The sequence below is a fragment of the Pseudomonas sp. BP11-1-1 genome, from assembly GCF_052112105.1.
Classification (GTDB): Bacteria; Pseudomonadota; Gammaproteobacteria; order Pseudomonadales; family Pseudomonadaceae; genus Aquipseudomonas; species Aquipseudomonas alvandae.
In genome coordinates, this window is record NZ_JAUTYU010000001.1 from 511951 (window position 1) to 528443 (window position 16493).

The 16493-nt window shown below is 58.9% G+C and carries 17 protein-coding genes and 1 other RNA gene; 7 read left to right on the forward strand and 11 right to left on the reverse strand.

Going from position 1 to position 16493, the window contains the following annotated elements:
• Positions 1-36 precede the first annotated feature (36 nt).
• An RNA gene (gene rnpB, locus Q7C33_RS02235) (RNase P RNA component class A) lies at positions 37-390 on the reverse strand.
• Between the two features lie 74 nt (positions 391-464).
• Positions 465-1370: a 16S rRNA (cytidine(1402)-2'-O)-methyltransferase gene (gene rsmI / locus Q7C33_RS02240; RefSeq protein ID WP_407682764.1), complete on the reverse strand. Its 906-nt coding sequence runs from the start codon at positions 1368-1370 to the stop codon at positions 465-467.
• A 355-nt stretch (positions 1371-1725) separates the two neighbouring features.
• On the opposite strand from rsmI, the gene Q7C33_RS02245 reads away from it, so the two are divergent.
• The 4 genes from Q7C33_RS02245 to Q7C33_RS02260 all read left to right on the forward strand — a co-directional run bounded on the left by Q7C33_RS02245 (position 1726) and on the right by Q7C33_RS02260 (position 5167).
• Positions 1726-3537, forward strand: coding sequence for a penicillin-binding protein activator (locus Q7C33_RS02245; RefSeq protein ID WP_198796606.1), 1812 nt, complete (start codon positions 1726-1728; stop codon positions 3535-3537).
• Positions 3537-3899 carry a YraN family protein gene (locus tag Q7C33_RS02250; protein WP_030139688.1) on the forward strand — a complete coding sequence of 121 codons (363 nt, stop codon included), beginning with the start codon at positions 3537-3539 and terminating at the stop codon, positions 3897-3899. Before Q7C33_RS02245 ends, Q7C33_RS02250 begins: the two co-directional genes overlap by 1 nt.
• Positions 3900-3998: 99 nt before the next feature.
• Complete coding sequence (locus tag Q7C33_RS02255; protein ID WP_007928463.1) at positions 3999-4592, forward strand: phosphoheptose isomerase; 594 nt, start codon at positions 3999-4001, stop codon at positions 4590-4592.
• Entirely contained in the window at positions 4589-5167 is a 579-nt protein-coding gene (locus Q7C33_RS02260) for a BON domain-containing protein (RefSeq protein WP_030139689.1), read from the forward strand. The genes Q7C33_RS02255 and Q7C33_RS02260 overlap by 4 nt, the downstream gene beginning before the upstream one ends.
• Before the next feature lie 61 nt (positions 5168-5228).
• On the opposite strand, the gene Q7C33_RS02265 is transcribed toward Q7C33_RS02260, so the two are convergent.
• From Q7C33_RS02265 to rplM, 8 genes are all read right to left on the reverse strand, one after another.
• Positions 5229-5417, reverse strand: coding sequence for a hypothetical protein (locus Q7C33_RS02265; RefSeq protein WP_407682858.1), 189 nt, complete (start codon positions 5415-5417; stop codon positions 5229-5231).
• A 276-nt stretch (positions 5418-5693) separates the two neighbouring features.
• Positions 5694-6107 (reverse strand): ClpXP protease specificity-enhancing factor, encoded by a 414-nt coding sequence (locus tag Q7C33_RS02270; RefSeq protein ID WP_030138558.1) that lies wholly within the window; start codon positions 6105-6107, stop codon positions 5694-5696.
• A gap of 16 nt (positions 6108-6123) precedes the next feature.
• Positions 6124-6741, reverse strand: a complete 618-nt coding sequence (locus Q7C33_RS02275) for a glutathione S-transferase N-terminal domain-containing protein (RefSeq protein WP_030138559.1) — start codon at positions 6739-6741, stop codon at positions 6124-6126.
• A 152-nt stretch (positions 6742-6893) separates the two neighbouring features.
• On the reverse strand, positions 6894-7676 hold the full coding sequence (locus tag Q7C33_RS02280) for a cytochrome c1 (protein ID WP_030138560.1): 783 nt from the start codon (positions 7674-7676) through the stop codon (positions 6894-6896).
• Positions 7676-8887, reverse strand: a complete 1212-nt coding sequence (locus tag Q7C33_RS02285) for a cytochrome b (RefSeq protein WP_030138561.1) — start codon at positions 8885-8887, stop codon at positions 7676-7678. The genes Q7C33_RS02280 and Q7C33_RS02285 overlap by 1 nt, the downstream gene beginning before the upstream one ends.
• Positions 8887-9480, reverse strand: coding sequence for a ubiquinol-cytochrome c reductase iron-sulfur subunit (gene petA, locus Q7C33_RS02290; RefSeq protein WP_030138562.1), 594 nt, complete (start codon positions 9478-9480; stop codon positions 8887-8889). The genes Q7C33_RS02285 and petA overlap by 1 nt, the downstream gene beginning before the upstream one ends.
• Before the next feature lie 256 nt (positions 9481-9736).
• A complete protein-coding gene (gene rpsI, locus Q7C33_RS02295; protein WP_003228056.1) occupies positions 9737-10129 on the reverse strand; it encodes a 30S ribosomal protein S9 in 393 nt (130 codons plus the stop codon).
• A 14-nt stretch (positions 10130-10143) separates the two neighbouring features.
• On the reverse strand, positions 10144-10572 hold the full coding sequence (gene rplM, locus Q7C33_RS02300; protein WP_003205365.1) for a 50S ribosomal protein L13: 429 nt from the start codon (positions 10570-10572) through the stop codon (positions 10144-10146).
• 245 nt (positions 10573-10817) lie between these two features.
• On the opposite strand from rplM, the gene Q7C33_RS02305 reads away from it, so the two are divergent.
• Positions 10818-11858 (forward strand): NADP(H)-dependent aldo-keto reductase, encoded by a 1041-nt coding sequence (locus Q7C33_RS02305; protein WP_198796609.1) that lies wholly within the window; start codon positions 10818-10820, stop codon positions 11856-11858.
• A 129-nt stretch (positions 11859-11987) separates the two neighbouring features.
• Here the strand turns inward: Q7C33_RS02305 and Q7C33_RS02310 are convergent, their stop codons facing one another.
• Positions 11988-13124, reverse strand: coding sequence for an acyl-CoA dehydrogenase family protein (locus tag Q7C33_RS02310; protein ID WP_407682765.1), 1137 nt, complete (start codon positions 13122-13124; stop codon positions 11988-11990).
• A gap of 243 nt (positions 13125-13367) precedes the next feature.
• On the opposite strand from Q7C33_RS02310, the gene Q7C33_RS02315 reads away from it, so the two are divergent.
• Positions 13368-14264 (forward strand): GlxA family transcriptional regulator, encoded by an 897-nt coding sequence (locus Q7C33_RS02315; protein ID WP_187293302.1) that lies wholly within the window; start codon positions 13368-13370, stop codon positions 14262-14264.
• Between the two features lie 266 nt (positions 14265-14530).
• Positions 14531-16477, forward strand: coding sequence for a flavin monoamine oxidase family protein (locus Q7C33_RS02320; RefSeq protein WP_407682766.1), 1947 nt, complete (start codon positions 14531-14533; stop codon positions 16475-16477).
• The last annotated feature ends 16 nt before the right edge of the window (positions 16478-16493 follow it).

Below are 16493 nucleotides of genomic sequence, written 5' to 3' on the forward strand. Positions count from 1 at the left end.
GGCTTCTGCCAGTGATTCCGGCAGGGAGGGAAAAAGGTGGAGAGTCGATCTGTAAGCCGGGTTCTGTCTTGAACAGTCATTCGTCTACGATGGCCATCACTGGACATCTTTAGCAACCTACCCGGTCCCAGCGCGGGCCACGCCTTGGGACCCTATTTGGTCTTGCTCCAAGTGGGGTTTACCTAGCCACGAACTGTTGCCAGCCGTGCGGTGCGCTCTTACCGCACCTTTTCACCCTTACCGGCGCCGAAGCGCTTAGGCGGTTATTTTCTGTGGCACTTTCCGTAGGCTCACGCCTCCCAGGCATTACCTGGCACTTCGCCCTATGGAGCCCGGACTTTCCTCCCCCCCCTAATTTTCATAGAGGGCAGCGACTGTCCGATCGACTCTCCGCCGCGAAGGTTAACGGTAGAGCGGCTCAAGAACAAGCGATAAAAGCCCATGGCCAGCCCGATGCGCCGGTTTCATTGGCCCTTCTGTTTTTCCAGCGCGACCTGGTACAGCACATTCTTGCGCTCGCCGGTGATCTGCGCCGCGAGGGCGGCGGCCCGCTTGAGAGGCATTTCCTCCAATAACAGGTCGAGAATGCGCATTGCCTCGCTGCTGACCGCATCTTCACTTTCAGGCGGTGTCCAGCCCGCCACCAGCACGACACACTCACCACGCTGTTGATTGCTGTCGCTCTCGACGAACGAACGCAGCTGCGCCAACGGCAAGCCCTTGAGGGTTTCGAACGTCTTGGTCAACTCCCGGGCCAGCAGCGCCTGGCGCTCGGGACCGAACACCTGCTCCATGTCTTGCAGGCACTCCAGAATGCGGTGCGGCGCCTCATAGAAGATCAGCGTGCGCGGTTCTTCCTTTATAGCCTCCAGGCGCGCCCGCCGCCCGACCGCCTTGGCTGGCAGGAAACCTTCGAAGATGAAACGGTCCGACGGCAAGCCGGCCGCCGACAGCGCCGCGATCAATGCGCAAGCCCCGGGCACCGGCACCACATTGATACCAGCAGCACGCGCCTGGCGTACCAGGTGATAACCCGGATCGGAAATCAGCGGCGTGCCCGCATCGGAAATCAGCGCCACGTTATCGCCTGCCAGCAGGCGGGTGATGAAACGACTGCCCTCGTCCCGCTCGTTATGTTCGTGACATGCCGCCAATGGCGTGGAAATCCCGAAATGCTGCATCAGGCGCTGGGAGTGACGCGTGTCTTCAGCTGCGATCAGGGCGACTTCCCGCAGAATTTTCAGCGCCCGGGCACTGATATCGTCCAGGTTGCCGATGGGGGTCGCCACCACGTAAAGCGAGCCAGCAGCGGAATTCAAAGCACCTGGAGCAGTCAAAACGCGTACCTCATGATCGGTAAAAACCGCCATTGTAGCGTGTAGCGGCGGTCTCGGCTGTTCGCAGTACCGGGTAGCCTGGGGCAGTACTGCTTACGTGAGAATGTACGCAAGCCATTGTGGCGAGGGAGCTTGCTCCCGCTCGGCTGCGCAGCAGTCGTAAAAATCTGACAGCCAAATCTTGATGTACCGCGCTGGATGGTTTTGGGGCCGCTACGCAGCCCAGCGGGAGCAAGCTCCCTCGCCACAGGGGTCAATGCCAGTCTTTTATGCTGCGCCGCACTCTTTGAAATACCTAAATTGATCGATTCACACCACTAACATCGCGCCCCGGCCAGCGCTTGGGTACAATTCGACGCTAATTTGATCTCGTATCAGGAACATTTACATGATCGCTTGCCTGCGGCTGCTCTCCGCCCTCTGCCTCGCTGCCCTCCTGGCCGCTTGCGCCAGCTCGCCCTCGTCCAGCCTTGGCGAACTTCCACGGACCCCGGATGCCAGTATCGAGCAATTGCTCGAACAGGCCACCCAAAGCAAAAACCCGGAAAAAGCTGCCCTGCTGCGCCTGAGTGCCGCAGACCTGGCCTACCGTCAAGGCAATGCTGGCCAGTCCGCACAGATCCTGCAACAGGTGCCGATGGAGTCACTCAAGCCCGGCCAACAGATCTTCGCCAGCACGCTGTCGGCCGAACTGGCCATGACACGCAACCAGCCCAAGGCTGCCCTGGCTTCGCTGAACCATCCGAGCCTGCAACACCTGAGCGAAATGCCGGTGGAGCAGCAGGTCCGCACCGGCACCGTCCGTGCTCGCGCCCTTGAAGCCGATGGCCAGACCCTGGCCGCTGCCAAGGAGCGGATCTTTATCGCCCCACTGCTGGAAGGCGAAGCGGCGGCAAAAAACCATGAGGCGATCTGGACCCTGATCGCCTCGCTGCCTACCGATCAACTGCAGCCGACCACCACCGATGACCTCGGCGGCTGGTTGAGCCTGGCCAAGGCCGTGAAAACCGCCGGCACCCTGGAACAGCAACAGGCGGCGATCGATAGCTGGCGCGAACAGAACCCGAAACATCCGGCCGCGCTTCAATTGCCGACGCCACTGGTCAAGCTCAAGGAGCTGGCGAGCCAGCCATTGAGCAAGATCGCCTTGCTGCTGCCGCAGAACGGCCCGCTTGCCTCGGTCGCCAAGGCCTTGCGTGATGGCTTCATGGCCGCGCACTACCAGGCCCAAACGGCCGGGCAGAAGCCGCCAAGCATCCAGATCTATGACAGCGCCAGCCTGACCTCGATGGATGAGTTCTATCGCAAGGCCCAGGCTGACGGTGTGCAGCTGGTAGTCGGCCCGCTGGAAAAACCATTGGTCAAGCAGATCAGCATGCGCCCACAACTGCCGATCACCACCTTGGCGCTGAACTACAGCGAAGGCGAACAAGGCCCACCCCAACTGTTCCAGTTCGGCCTGGCGCCGGAAGACGAAGCCCGCGAAGTGTCCCGTCGCGCCCGCGCCGACGGCCTGCATCGTGCCGCCGCCATGGTGCCGAAAGGCGAATGGGGCGATCGTGTATTGAAGGCCTTCAGCCAGGATTGGCAGGCCAACGGCGGGACCATCGTTGCGATCGAGCGTGTCGACCAACCCGTGCAACTGGCCCAGCAGATCGCCGACATGTTCCAACTGCGCCAGAGTGAAGGTCGCGCCAAGAGCCTGCAGAACACGGTAGGCACCACGGTCGCCGCCCAGCCGTCTCGTCGCCAGGACATCGAGTTCATTTTCCTCGCATCGACGCCACAGCAGGCCCAGCAGATCAAGCCGACCCTGAACTTCCAGTACGCTGGCGACGTGCCAGTCTATGCAACGTCTTCGGTGTTCAGCGTCAGCGGCGACCAGAACCAGTACAACGACATGAATGGCGTGCGCTTCTGCGAAACACCATGGCTGCTCGACGCCAATGACCCACTGCGCCAACAGGTGACTGCACAATGGCCCCAGGCCGGTGGCAGCCTGGGCCGATTGTATGCGATGGGAGCCGACGCCTATCGCCTCGCTCCGCGCCTGGGCCAGCTCAAGACGCTTCCGGACAGCCGCATCGAAGGCCTTTCAGGCAGCCTGGCGATCTCGCCGACCCAGCGCGTGCAACGTCAATTGCCGTGGGCCCAGTTCGTCAATGGCCAGGTGCAGCGCCTGCCGGACACCCAGCGCTGATGCCTGATCGATCACACTTGCAAAGCGGAAAGGATGCCGAGGGCCACGCCCTCGCGCATCTGCAGCAACAAGGCCTGCGCCTGCTGGCGCAGAACTGGTTATGCAAGCGCGGCGAGCTGGATCTGGTCATGCTTGACGGCGATACAGTAGTATTCGTCGAGGTCCGCTATAGGAAAAATACCCAATGGGGTGGCGCGCTCGACAGCGTTGACGAGCGCAAACGCCGAAAGCTGGTTTTCGCCGCGCAGTATTTCCTGCAAAGCGAGTCTCGCTGGGCCGATCATCCCTGCCGCTTCGACGTGGTTGCCATCGACAGCAGCGTCGACCAGTTGAACTGGCTGCAGAATGCCTTCGACAGTTGAGCCCAGCCGAGCCGGACACCCCCACTTAACTTTTTTGCTCTTTGCTTTGCGCGCCGCACATGCCTGTGCCGATAAGTCGCGCTACTTAAGGTCACACAGATGGACATGCAATCGCGAATCCGCCAGCTTTTTCAGGCCAGCATCGACACCAAGCAACAGGCGATGGACGTACTTGCACCGCACATCGAGCAAGCCAGCCAAGTGATGGTCAACGCCCTGCTCAACGAGGGCAAGATGCTCTCATGCGGCAACGGCGGCTCCGCCGGCGATGCCCAGCACTTCTCCTCGGAGCTGCTCAACCGTTTCGAACGCGAGCGCCCGAGCCTGCCGGCCATCGCGCTGACGACCGACAGCTCGACGATCACCTCGATTGCCAATGACTACAGCTACAACGAAGTCTTCTCCAAGCAGATCCGCGCCCTCGGCCAGCCCGGCGATGTGCTTCTGGCGATTTCCACCAGCGGTAACTCGGCCAATATTATTCAAGCGATCCAGGCCGCACATGATCGCGAAATGATTGTCGTAGCATTGACCGGTCGCGACGGCGGCGGCATGGCATCCCTGCTCTTGCCCGAAGATGTCGAGATTCGCGTACCAGCCAATGTCACCGCACGTATCCAGGAAGTCCACCTGCTGGCGATCCACTGCCTTTGCGACTTGATCGACAGCCAACTGTTCGGGAGTGAAGAATGACCCCTAATCGCCTAGGCCTTCTGGCCCTGACCCTGTGCCTCGGCATCAGCGGCTGCACATCGGTGGTTAACGCCAGCCGGGAAAAGCCGATTGAAGATGACCGCGGCACCCGCACCTTCGGCAGCAAGATCGATGACTCGCTGATCGAAACCAAAGTTGGCGTGAACATCGCCAAGGCCGACCCGGACCTGGACAACAACTCGCACATCGTCGTCACCAGCTTCAACGGTGTCGTACTGCTGGCCGGCCAGACGCCACGCGCCGACCTCAAGGCCAAGGCCGAACAGGAAGCCAGCGCCGTGCAGCGGGTCAAGACCGTGCATAACGAACTGCAGGTCCTCCAGCCCTCCTCCCTGCTGGCGCGCCAGAACGATGCCTGGCTGACGACCAAGATCAAGACGCAGATGTTGACCGACGCCAGCATTCCAGGATCGCGCATCAAGGTTGTAACCGAGAACGGGATCGTCTATCTGCTGGGGCTGCTGACCAAACAGGAGGCTGCGCAGGCGACCAACCTGGTGCAGGGTGTGTCTGGGGTGCAGAAGATTGTGAAGTTGTTTGAGTACATTGATTGATATAAGTGCTCGTAAAAAAACGGCGCTTTTCCTGAAAAGGAAAGCGCCGTTTTTTTATGTATCATTTGAGACTTGGATCGGCGCGCACCCCGCTCTTGCCCTTGATCTTGATCTTGATCTTGATCTTGATCTTGATCTTGATCTTGCTTTGGACTTTGATCTTCGACGCCCCGTTAACCACGATGGCCGAACGCAGGCGTTGCGCAGTGGGCATCCCGGCATGGATGCCGGGATAGCCGCGCTGGGCCATGGATGGCCCTTCGCGGCGGGCCCACGGAGCAATGCCGGAGTGAGGGCATGCCGAGCCTCGGCGAGGCACCGAGTGGTGGGGCAAGCCTTTTTGCTTACTTTTTTGGCGTCTGAAAAAAGTGAGCCGCCGTAAGGGCGGAACCATAAGCCGCCGTTACCGCAGCAACGGATATACACACCGACTACGACAAAAAAATGCCCGCATCTCACGATACAGGCATTTTCTTCACCAAGTTGCAGGCTATCGCACACTCAATGACTGGCACATATCTGTAGCCTACTTCACCACCTTCAAGCTCGGCCGCCCGGTAGGCCGTGGCGGTTCGTCATCCGGTGGCGGCATGTCATCATCCGCCTCGAACTCTTCTTCGCCATCCAACGGCACTTCCAACTCGAACACCATGCCCTGCCCGTTCTCCCGAGCATAAATCCCCAGGATCGAAGCAATCGGCACATAAAGCGTATGCGGTACCCCGCCAAAACGCCCCTCGAAGCTGACCGCATCGTTGTCCATGTGCAGATGACGCACAGCGGCCGGCGACACGTTCAAGACAATCTGCCCGTCATTGGCAAAACCCTGCGGCACCTGTACCGATGGATACTCGGCGTTAACCAGCATGTGCGGGGTGCAATCGTTGTCCACAATCCACTCGTAGAGCGCGCGGACCAGATAAGGTCGACTGGAGTTCATAGCGGCTCCCTAAGCCTTAGCGCATGTCGCGTTCGACGCCAGACAGACTCGCCTGGAAAGCCTCACGCGCAAATTGGCGCTCCATATAATCAAGCAGCGGCTTGGCGGGCCGCGGCAGTTCGATACCCAGGATCGGCAAACGCCAGAGTATGGGCAATAGGCAGCAATCCACCAGACTTTGTTCCTCACTGAGGAAAAACGGCTTGTCGACAAACAGCGGCGACACGCCCGTCAGGCTTTCGCGCAGCTCCTTGCGCGCCACGACCCGTGCCGGCTCCTTCGTTCGAGGATCCAGGATCAGGTCCACCAACCCGCACCAGTCACGCTGGATGCGGTGAATGAGCAAACGACTGTTCGCACGCGCAACGGGGTACACCGGCAGCAAAGGCGGATGTGGATAACGCTCATCCAGGTATTCCATCACCACAGTCGATTCCCACAACGCCAGGTCGCGATCGACCAGGGTGGGCAGGCTGCCGTAAGGGTTCACCTCGATCAGCTTCGGCGGCTGACGGCCCGCTTCGACGTAAATGATCTCGGCGCTGACACCCTTCTCGGCCAGTACGATACGTACCCGGTGGGAATAGTGGTCGGCGGGGTCGGAGTAACAGGCCAACCGATTGGTCACGCCCATGGCGATCCTCCTCGCTTGTTGAAATTATCGAAAAACGGAAAAACGAGCGCGCCCAGAGGGCGTCTCCCGTAACCACCTGGCCGACCAGGCTCGTTACACCTTCAGAGACGCCCTTGGGCGCGCACGATTAACAGCAACGGCTTACAGCTTTATCAATGAACGTCTTTCCAGTATTCACGCTTGAGCAGATATGCGAATACGAAGAAGAACGCCAGGTACAGCAAGACATACGTACCGATGCGCTGATGCTCCAGCTTCACCGGGTTGGCCGAGTAGGCCAGGAAGGTCACAAGGTTCTTGACCTTCTCGTCAAACTGCTCAGGCGTCAGGGTGCCGGAGTTCGGCACGATGGTCAGCTGGTCGCAGGCTTCATGGGTCAAGGCCGTGCCGGTCAGCGGATCATACTGCTTCTTGCCGTGTTCGACGATCTGAACCTGTTTGCAGCCTACCACCTGGCGACCCTGGAGGCCGACCAGGACGTTCGGCATGCCGACGTTCGGGAAGACCTTGTTGTTCACGCCCCATGGACGCGCAGGATCTTCATAGAACGAGCGCAAGTAGCCATAGAGCCAGTCGGTGCCACGCACGCGCGCCACCAGGGTCAGGTCGGGCGGCGCTGCACCGAACCAGGTCTTGGCGTCCGCAGGCTGCATGCCGATGGTCATGTGGTCACCCAGCTTGGCACCGGTGAACACCAGCTTCTCGAGCATCATTTCATGGGGGATGCCCAGGTCATCAGCCACACGCTCGTAGCGCTGGAACTTGGCACTGTGGCAACCCATGCAGTAGTTGGCGAACGTACGCGCGCCGTCCTGCATGGCTGCTTTGTCGGAAACGTCGATGTCGACCTTTTCCAGCTCCGGACCACCGTGTTCAGCCGCGAAGGACAGTACAGGCATGGCAGCAAGAATCAGTACAGCAAATAGCTTTTTCATCAGCCAGTCACCCTTTCCGGAACCGGTTTGGTCTTCTCGAGCCTGGTATAGAAAGGCATCAGAATGAAGTAGGCGAAGTAAAGGAACGTGCAAACCTGCGAGAGCAACGTACGCCCCGGTGTCGGCGCCAGTACGCCCAGCACCCCCAGGATCACGAACGAGATGCAGAACACCACCAGCCAGATCTTGCTCAGCCAGCCTTTATAGCGCATCGACTTGACGGGGCTGCGGTCCAGCCACGGCAGGACGAACAGCACGGCGATGGCTGCGCCCATGGCGATCACGCCCAGCAACTTGTCCGGAATCGCCCGCAGAATTGCGTAGAACGGTGTGAAGTACCAGACCGGCGCAATGTGTTCTGGGGTCTTGAACGCGTTCGCCTGCTCGAAGTTCGGCTTCTCTAGGAAGTAACCGCCCATTTCCGGGAAGAAGAACACGATGGAGCAGAAGATGAACAGGAAGACCACCACGCCGACGATGTCTTTCACGGTGTAGTACGGGTGGAAGGCAATGCCGTCCAGCGGTACGCCGTTCTCGTCCTTGTGCTTCTTGATGTCCACGCCATCCGGGTTGTTCGAACCCACTTCGTGCAGCGCCAGGATGTGCAGCACCACCAGGCCGAGGATCACGATCGGCAGCGCCACGACATGCAGGGCGAAGAAGCGGTTCAGGGTGATACCCGAGATGAGATAGTCACCACGAATCCACTGGGTCAGGTCGTCGCCGATGACCGGGATCGCACCGAACAGCGAGATGATCACCTGGGCGCCCCAGTAGGACATCTGGCCCCAAGGCAGCAGATAGCCCATGAAGGCTTCAGCCATCAGCGCCAGGTAGATCAGCATGCCGAAGACCCACACCAGCTCACGCGGCTTCTGGTACGAACCGTAGAGCAGGCCACGGAACATGTGCAGGTAGACCACGATGAAGAACGCCGAAGCGCCGGTGGAGTGCAGCAGGCGCAGGATCGAGCCGTACTCGACGTCGCGCATGATGTATTCGACGGAGGCAAACGCTTCCTCCGCCGACGGGGTGTAGCTCATGGTCAGCCAGACACCGGTGACGATCTGGTTGACCAGAACGAGCAATGCGAGGGAACCAAAGAAGTAGAAGAAGTTGAAGTTCTTCGGGGCGTAATACTTGCTGAGATGGTCTTCCCACATCTTGGTCGCGGGAAAGCGCGCATCAACCCAATCCATAAGTTTGCTCATCACGCTTTCTCCGTGTCGACGCCGATGACGATGACATCATCCGACTCATAGGAATGCGGGGGAACTGGCAGGTTCAGGGGTGCAGGCTGGGATTTGTAGACGCGACCCGCCAGGTCATAGTGGGAGCCGTGGCATGGGCAGAAATAGCCACCTACCCAATCCTTGCCCAGGTCGGCAGGGGCCACTTCGGGACGGAACGTTGGCGAGCAACCCAGGTGCGTGCAGATCCCGATCAGCAGCAGGACTTCCGGCTTGATCGATCGCGTTTCAGGGTTGACGTATTCCGGTTGGACCGAGTTCTTGGAAGAGGGATCGGACAGCTGGCCCTCGATCTTTTTCAGATTCCCCAGGATCTCCTCTGTACGGCGGACGATGAACACCGGCTGACCGCGCCACTCAGCAATCATCTGCTGGCCTGGCTCGATCTTGCTGACATTCACTTTCACCGGTGCACCTGCGGCTTTCGCCTTGGCGCTGGGAAACCATGACCCCACGAACGGGACCGCAGCCCCCACCGCTCCTGCAGCACCCACCACGGATGTGGCTGCTACCAGGAAGCGACGCCGGCCTGCATTCACGCCGTCATTGCTCATTCAGTCCTCTCCCATCAGCTTTGTGGCCTGTTAGATCAGGCGTCTACTAAGTAAAAATCTGAACTTATAAAAATTTTGCCGAATGGTAATGAAAAGCCCCAATTCTGACAAGGTAATTACCATGCGGCCAAACCGCCAAGCCTTGTAGTATAGGGGCTCTACGAATGTGGCAAGTTGTCACAGAGCAATTATTTCGCACATAAAAAAACGCCCAGCTCCGTGAGGAACTGGGCGCCTTTTGAACGCGGAAGCGAAATTAACGCTTCGAGTACTGCGGACGCTTACGCGCTTTACGCAGACCGACTTTCTTACGTTCAACTTCGCGAGCATCGCGAGTTACGAAGCCAGCTTTACGCAGGGCGCTGCGCAGAGTTTCGTCGTAATCCATCAGGGCGCGAGTGATGCCGTGGCGGATTGCGCCAGCCTGGCCACTTACACCACCACCGATAACGGTGACGTAGATGTCGAATTTTTCGACGGTCTCGGTCAGTTCCAGCGGCTGACGAACTACCATGCGGGCAGTTTCGCGGCCGAAGAAGTTATCCAGGGAGCGGTTGTTGATGGAGATGTTACCAGTGCCCGGACGCAGGAAAACGCGTGCGGTTGCAGTCTTGCGACGGCCAGTGCCGTAATTTTGAGTCGCCGACATAATGAACTATTCCGTTAAAACTTCAGTTCTTGGGGCTGCTGAGCAGTATGAGGGTGAGCAGCGCCCGCATAAACCTTCAGCTTACGATACATGTCGCGACCCAGTGGGTTCTTAGGCAGCATGCCTTTAACCGCGGTCTCGATCACGCGCTCAGGGGCTTTGGCGATCAGCTTTTCGAAGTTGATCGACTTGATGCCGCCAGGAAAACCGGAGTGGGAGTAGTACATTTTGTCAGTGGTTTTAGCGCCAGTAACACGTACTTGCTCGGCATTGATCACGACGATGTAGTCACCGGTGTCAACGTGAGGGGTGTACTCAGGCTTGTGCTTGCCACGCAGACGGCTCGCGATTTCGGTGGCCAGACGACCCAGGGTCTGACCAGCAGCGTCGACGACAAACCAGTCGCGCTTTACTGTTTCCGGTTTAGCAGTAAAAGTTTTCATTCTTTATAGCCTCAGGGGCCGCCCTGTAAATTAGACGGCGGATCTTACTGAATAGTGCGTACTTTGACAAGTCAAAGGCAGCCGGATACAGACGCTTTCGGGGGCTCGGGTCGGCGCGTCCGTTCAACGGCAAGATTCTTCGGCGGCGGCGCATCACTTCCACTGCAGAAAGAGGTGCGCAATTATGCAGATTGCGAAAAATATTTCAACCTGCTTTTATGATTGTTTTGCCCAAGGAGTCCCCGATGGACTATCGCAAGCTAGGCCGTACCGATCTGAACGTCAGCGCCCTGTGCCTCGGAACCATGACCTGGGGCGAGCAGAACAGCGAGGCAGAGGCGTTCGCCCAGATCGAACGCGCCAAGGGGGCCGGGATCAATTTTCTCGACACCGCCGAGATGTACCCTGTGCCGCCGAAGGCCGAGACCTACGCCACTACCGAGCGCTACATCGGCAATTACTTCAAGAGCCGTGGCGACCGCGCCGACTGGATCCTGGCCAGCAAGATCGCCGGCCCCGGCAACACCATCGACTACATCCGCGACAAGAACCTCAAGCACAACCGCCGACACATCGTCGAAGCCCTGGACGCCAGCCTCAAGCGCCTGCAGACCGACTGGATCGATCTTTACCAGCTGCACTGGCCGGAGCGCAGCACCAATTTCTTTGGCCAGTTGGGCTACACCCACAAGGCCGACGAAGATTTCACGCCGCTGGAGGAAACCCTCGAAGCCCTCGACGAACAAGTCCGCGCAGGCAAGATCCGCCACATCGGCCTGTCCAACGAAACGCCGTGGGGCACCATGAAGTTCCTCGCCCTGGCCGAAGCCCGTGGCTGGCCACGTGCGGTGTCGATCCAGAACCCGTACAACCTGCTCAACCGCAGCTTTGAAATCGGCCTGGCGGAGATTGCCATCCGCGAACAGTGTGGCCTGTTGGCCTATTCGCCGCTGGCGTTCGGCTTCCTGTCGGGTAAATATGAGAACGGCGCACGCCCCGCCAAGGGCCGCCTGACGCTGTACAGCCGCTTCATGCGCTACTTCAACCCGCAGTCGGAAGCGGCTTGCAGTCGCTATGTCGCCCTGGCCCGCGAACATGGGCTGGACCCGGCGCAGATGGCCCTGGCGTTCGTCACCCAGCAGCCGTTCGTGACCAGCAACATCATCGGCGCCACCACGCTGGAGCAACTGGACAGCAACATCGCCAGCTTCGACCTGAAACTGTCGGATGAAGTGTTGGCGGGGATCGAGGCGATTCACAAGGACCAGCCGAACCCGGCGCCCTGATCCATAGGCCTCATCGCGAGCAAGCTCGCTCCCATAGGGGGGCTGTGCTGATCACGAATATACGATCAGGCACAAATCCCCTGTGGGAGCGAGCTTGCTCGCGATAGCCGACTCAGACCCACCCCCTTATCAAAGCGACCGCGCAATGATCTCCTTCATGATCTCATTGGTCCCGGCATAGATCCGCTGTACCCGCGCATCCGCCCACGCCCGGGCAATCGGGTATTCCCACATGAAACCGTAGCCGCCATGCAACTGCACGCACTCGTCGAGCACCTTGCACTGCAGGTCGGTGCCCCAGTATTTGGCCATCGCCGCCGTCGGCACATCGAGCTTGCCTTGCAGGTGCAGCTCCAGGCAACGATCGACGAAGACCCGGCCGATCTGGATCTCGGTGGCCATTTCCGCGAGCTTGAAACGGGTGTTCTGGAAATCGGCGATGGACTTGCCGAATGCCTTGCGGTCGCGGGTGTAGTCCAACGTCCATTGCAATGCCGCTTCGGCCGAGGCCAGGCCACCGATGGCGACAGTCAGGCGCTCCTGGGGCAGTTCCTGCATCAGGTAGGCGAAGCCCATTCCAGCCTGCCCCAAGAGGTTTTCCATCGGCACCCGCACGTCCTGAAAGAACAATTCGGATGTGTCCTGGGCCTTCATCCCGACTTTCTCCAGGCGCTTGCCTTTCTCGAAGCCCGGCGTGCCCGCTTCCACCAGGAACAGGCTAGTGCCCTTGGCGCCCGCCTTCGGGTCAGTCTTGGCAACGACGATGACCAGGTCCGCAAGGAAGCCATTGGTGATGAACGTCTTCGAGCCGTTGATGACGTATTCGTCACCGTCCAGCACTGCCGTGGTCTTCACCCCCTGCAGGTCCGATCCCGCGCCCGGCTCGGTCATGGCGATGGCCGTGACCATTTCACCGGACACCAGTTTCGGCAGGTACTTGTGTTTCAACGCCTCGCTGCCGTAATGCAGGATGTACGGCGCGACGATATCGGAGTGCAACGAGAAGCCGATCCCGGTCAGCCCCAGGCGGCCGATCTCCTCGATCACCACGGCGCTGTAGAGGAAATCCGCGTCCAGCCCGCCGTAGGCCTCTGGAAGGTGCGAGCACAACATGCCCGCCTCCCCCGCTTTGTTCCAGAGCTTACGATCGACATGCCCCTGTTTTTCCCACTGGCTGTGGTACGGCACGGCTTCTTTTTCAAGGAAGGTTCGTACAGTGTCTCGGAACAATTCGTGCTCGGGACTGAACAGGGTTCTTGGGATCATGGCGCACCTTTGGTTATTGTTGAACAGGTCATCCGAAAGAGCCTAAGCCTGCGGCGCACAACGGGACACTGGACACTTGCGCCAAAAAATAAGACGATCCAGCCGTTTGATGACCACTATCCCCTATAAAAATAAAGATGAATTATGCCCATGCACGTCTCCACGCCCTTGCGGCGCGTCAGCATCCTGGCCATCGACCGGGTTTTCGCTTCCACCCTCATGCAAGCCAAGGATTTTTTCCACCTGGCCAGCCTGCGCTATGGCAAACAACTGGGCCGCGGCCTGACCCCGGCGTTTGAAACCCGCCTGGTCAGCCCCGATGGCAAACCGGTGAACAGCTTCAGCGATGTGATCATGCCGGTGGACGGTGGCCTGGAAAACACCGACGTCATCATCCTGCCGGCGTTCTGGGACGACTTCGCGACCCTCTGCCAACGTTACCCACAAGTCCTGCCTTGGCTGCGCGAACAACATGCGCGCGGCGCGGTACTCTGCGGCGAAGCCACCGGGGTGTTCTGGCTGGCCGAGGCCGGGCTGCTCGACGGCAAGGAGGCCACCACCTATTGGCGTTTCTTCAATGCTTTCAAGGAACGCTTCCCCAAGGTGCACCTGAACCAGGACAAGCACCTGACCGATGCCGACAACCTGTTCTGCGCCGGCGGCACCACCTCGGCGTGCGATCTCTACATCTACCTGATCGAACGCTTCTGCGGCGCCAACGTCGCCCAAGCCGTGGCGCGAGACATTCTCTACGAAGTACAGCGCAGCTATTCACCGGGACGCATTGGTTTCGGCGGGCAAAAACTGCACCAGGACGTGATCATCCTGCAGATCCAGCAGTGGCTCGAAGAGCACTTCGCCGACAAGTTCCGCTTCGAGGACGTCGCCCGTGAACATGGCATGAGCATCCGCAATTTCATGCGTCGCTTCCAAACCGCCACCGGCGATAAACCGCTGCATTACCTGCAACGGCTGCGGATCGAAACCGCCAAGGGCCTGCTCTCCGGCAGCCGCAAGAGCATCAAGACCATCAGCTACGAAGTTGGCTACGACGATGCGAGCTTTTTTGCGCGATTGTTCCGGCAACACACCGACCTGTCGCCGAACCAGTATCGGCAGCAGTTTCAGCAGGCGGCGTGAGCCAGGGCGCAATACAGTCCAGGTGCGAGCGGGCTTGCTCGCGAAGGCGGTGGGTCAGCTTGCATCTACGCTGGACATGCCGTCCCCCTTCGCGAGCAGGCTCGCTCCCACCTTCAACCATCCGCAACACAAGACCACCGTCCTCGCACATTCCTACAGGAAAAACAGAACGCAGAATGCCCGAGTGCCGAGTTTCGCTCACATACAGCGCCCCATGAACACCGCAACATCAATCCCTGAAAAAACACCATCAGGGACGATCAACAGTGACTATCGGATCAAGCTACAACTACCCCGCCTCCGCCACCCGGGGCATCACTCGGGCCAAGCGCTCGACTGACAAGAAATGGGTCGCTCGCTTTCCAAACCCTCCCGATTTGTGCTTCGACTACCGGGCGTTGGTCGAACAGAAAGAGGGCATTGCCAAGGCTACCGAACCAAAACATAGGATTTGCATCATCGGTGCGGGTATCACCGGGTTGACGGCCGCGAGGGAACTCTATCGTTGCGGATTCACCCACATCACCCTGATCGAACAATCCAGTCGCATCGGCGGCAGGCACCTGACCGTCCCCGGGAGTAAACAATCCACCGCGAGCCATACCCCTTTCGAGATGGGCGCCATGCGCATGCCCTTTTTCAACCGGTCGGATGAACCACCGACGGAAGGCCGGTCGCTGATGGCTTACTACGCCAAGGCGTTTGATTTATCGACTGTCGATTTCGCTAATCCAGGAAGCCAATGGGTCCGCTCGACGGGCATTTACTTGCGCGAGGGCACCATTGGCGGCAAGCCGACGCCGCAAATGCTGATCTGGAAAAACGAAGACGGCAGTACACCGCCGCCCGGCAGCGAGCTGCAAAAGGTATATGCAAAGTGGAACGCCTTTGCCGACAGAATGACTCGTCACGTCGCCGAGGTGTATGCCAGTGAACGATGGGAAGCCATGTGGCAGGCGATCGTTGCGAAATATCAGAATGTTTCATTTCGCGACTTGGTGACCATGCCAGCCTTACAAGCCTGGGATCAGCATGCACCGGGTGATTTCGGGGGCATGGGCATGTCTGCCGATGAGTCCGCGATCTTCTACGCAATCGGCATAGGCGACGGCAGTTGGGGGGCGTTCTACGATGTCTGCTCGCTGTATCCACTTCGCACCGCGATATTTGGGTTCAGCAGCCACTTGCAGTTAGTGCTCGGCCGGGTGGACTCACTGGGTGATCCATTACCATCGCCCCATCTGTATAGCGAAACCGTGGTTGATTCGGTGGGGCTGAACTTCGACGGCCCTCGCTATATCGGGCTCGCAGCCTTGAGCGAATGCCTGATGTTCATGAAAATCGCCGAGACCGGTAAATCCTTCCACGACCATTGCCTCGGAAGAAAAGACGGCCTGCTCATGGATTCATCGGTGACTAGATTGACCAAGCTGGCCGATGGAAAGACGCGCGTTCATTTCGACTGGCTACACAGTCTGTCCGAGCGAACCCGACACCGTTTCGAGGACTTCGACTCGGTCATCGTGACACTTCCCTCCTGGCTGATCGAAACCCGTATCGAGCTTGAGAACTTCACGCCGCAGATGCTGCCGTTCGAAACAATCAACGCCTATAAAACAGCTCATTGGGAGACCAGCTGCAAAGTATTCGCACCGTTGAAAAAATCGTTTCTATCAAAAAACAGGAACATCCCGCAGACCATCGTCACCGACAGCTTCATCCACGACGTCTATACCTATCGCTACAACGAGAATTACAGCTATGACTGCATTCTGCTGAGCTACACATGGGAGGACGATGCAACCAAACTCGCCTCATTCAGCGACAAGGCGCTTGTCAGCAAGTGCGCCAAGGAGCTGGATCGAATACTCATGAGATGTACCAATATCCACGAGAGAATTTCGCCCTATATCGGACTCGATCAAGCCGTGGTCCAACGGTGGATCACAGATAAAAACTCGTTGGGTTGTGCAAAGTTATACCGACCAGGTACCTACGGCGATGCCGTGAGCCTGATGAAATACAACAGGGATTTTGGTCATCATTCGGGCCTGTATTTTTCCGGCGAGTCGTTTTCCGTGGACGCTGGTTGGACAGAGCCTTGTTTTCGAGGCGCCGTCGATGCAGCCATCCACATCTGCGACAAGACCGCTGCGATCTTCAACGGCGGATTCTCCCTGAACGACTACCCGCACTATAACCTTGGCACCTGACCATGGTGCTGCCGAG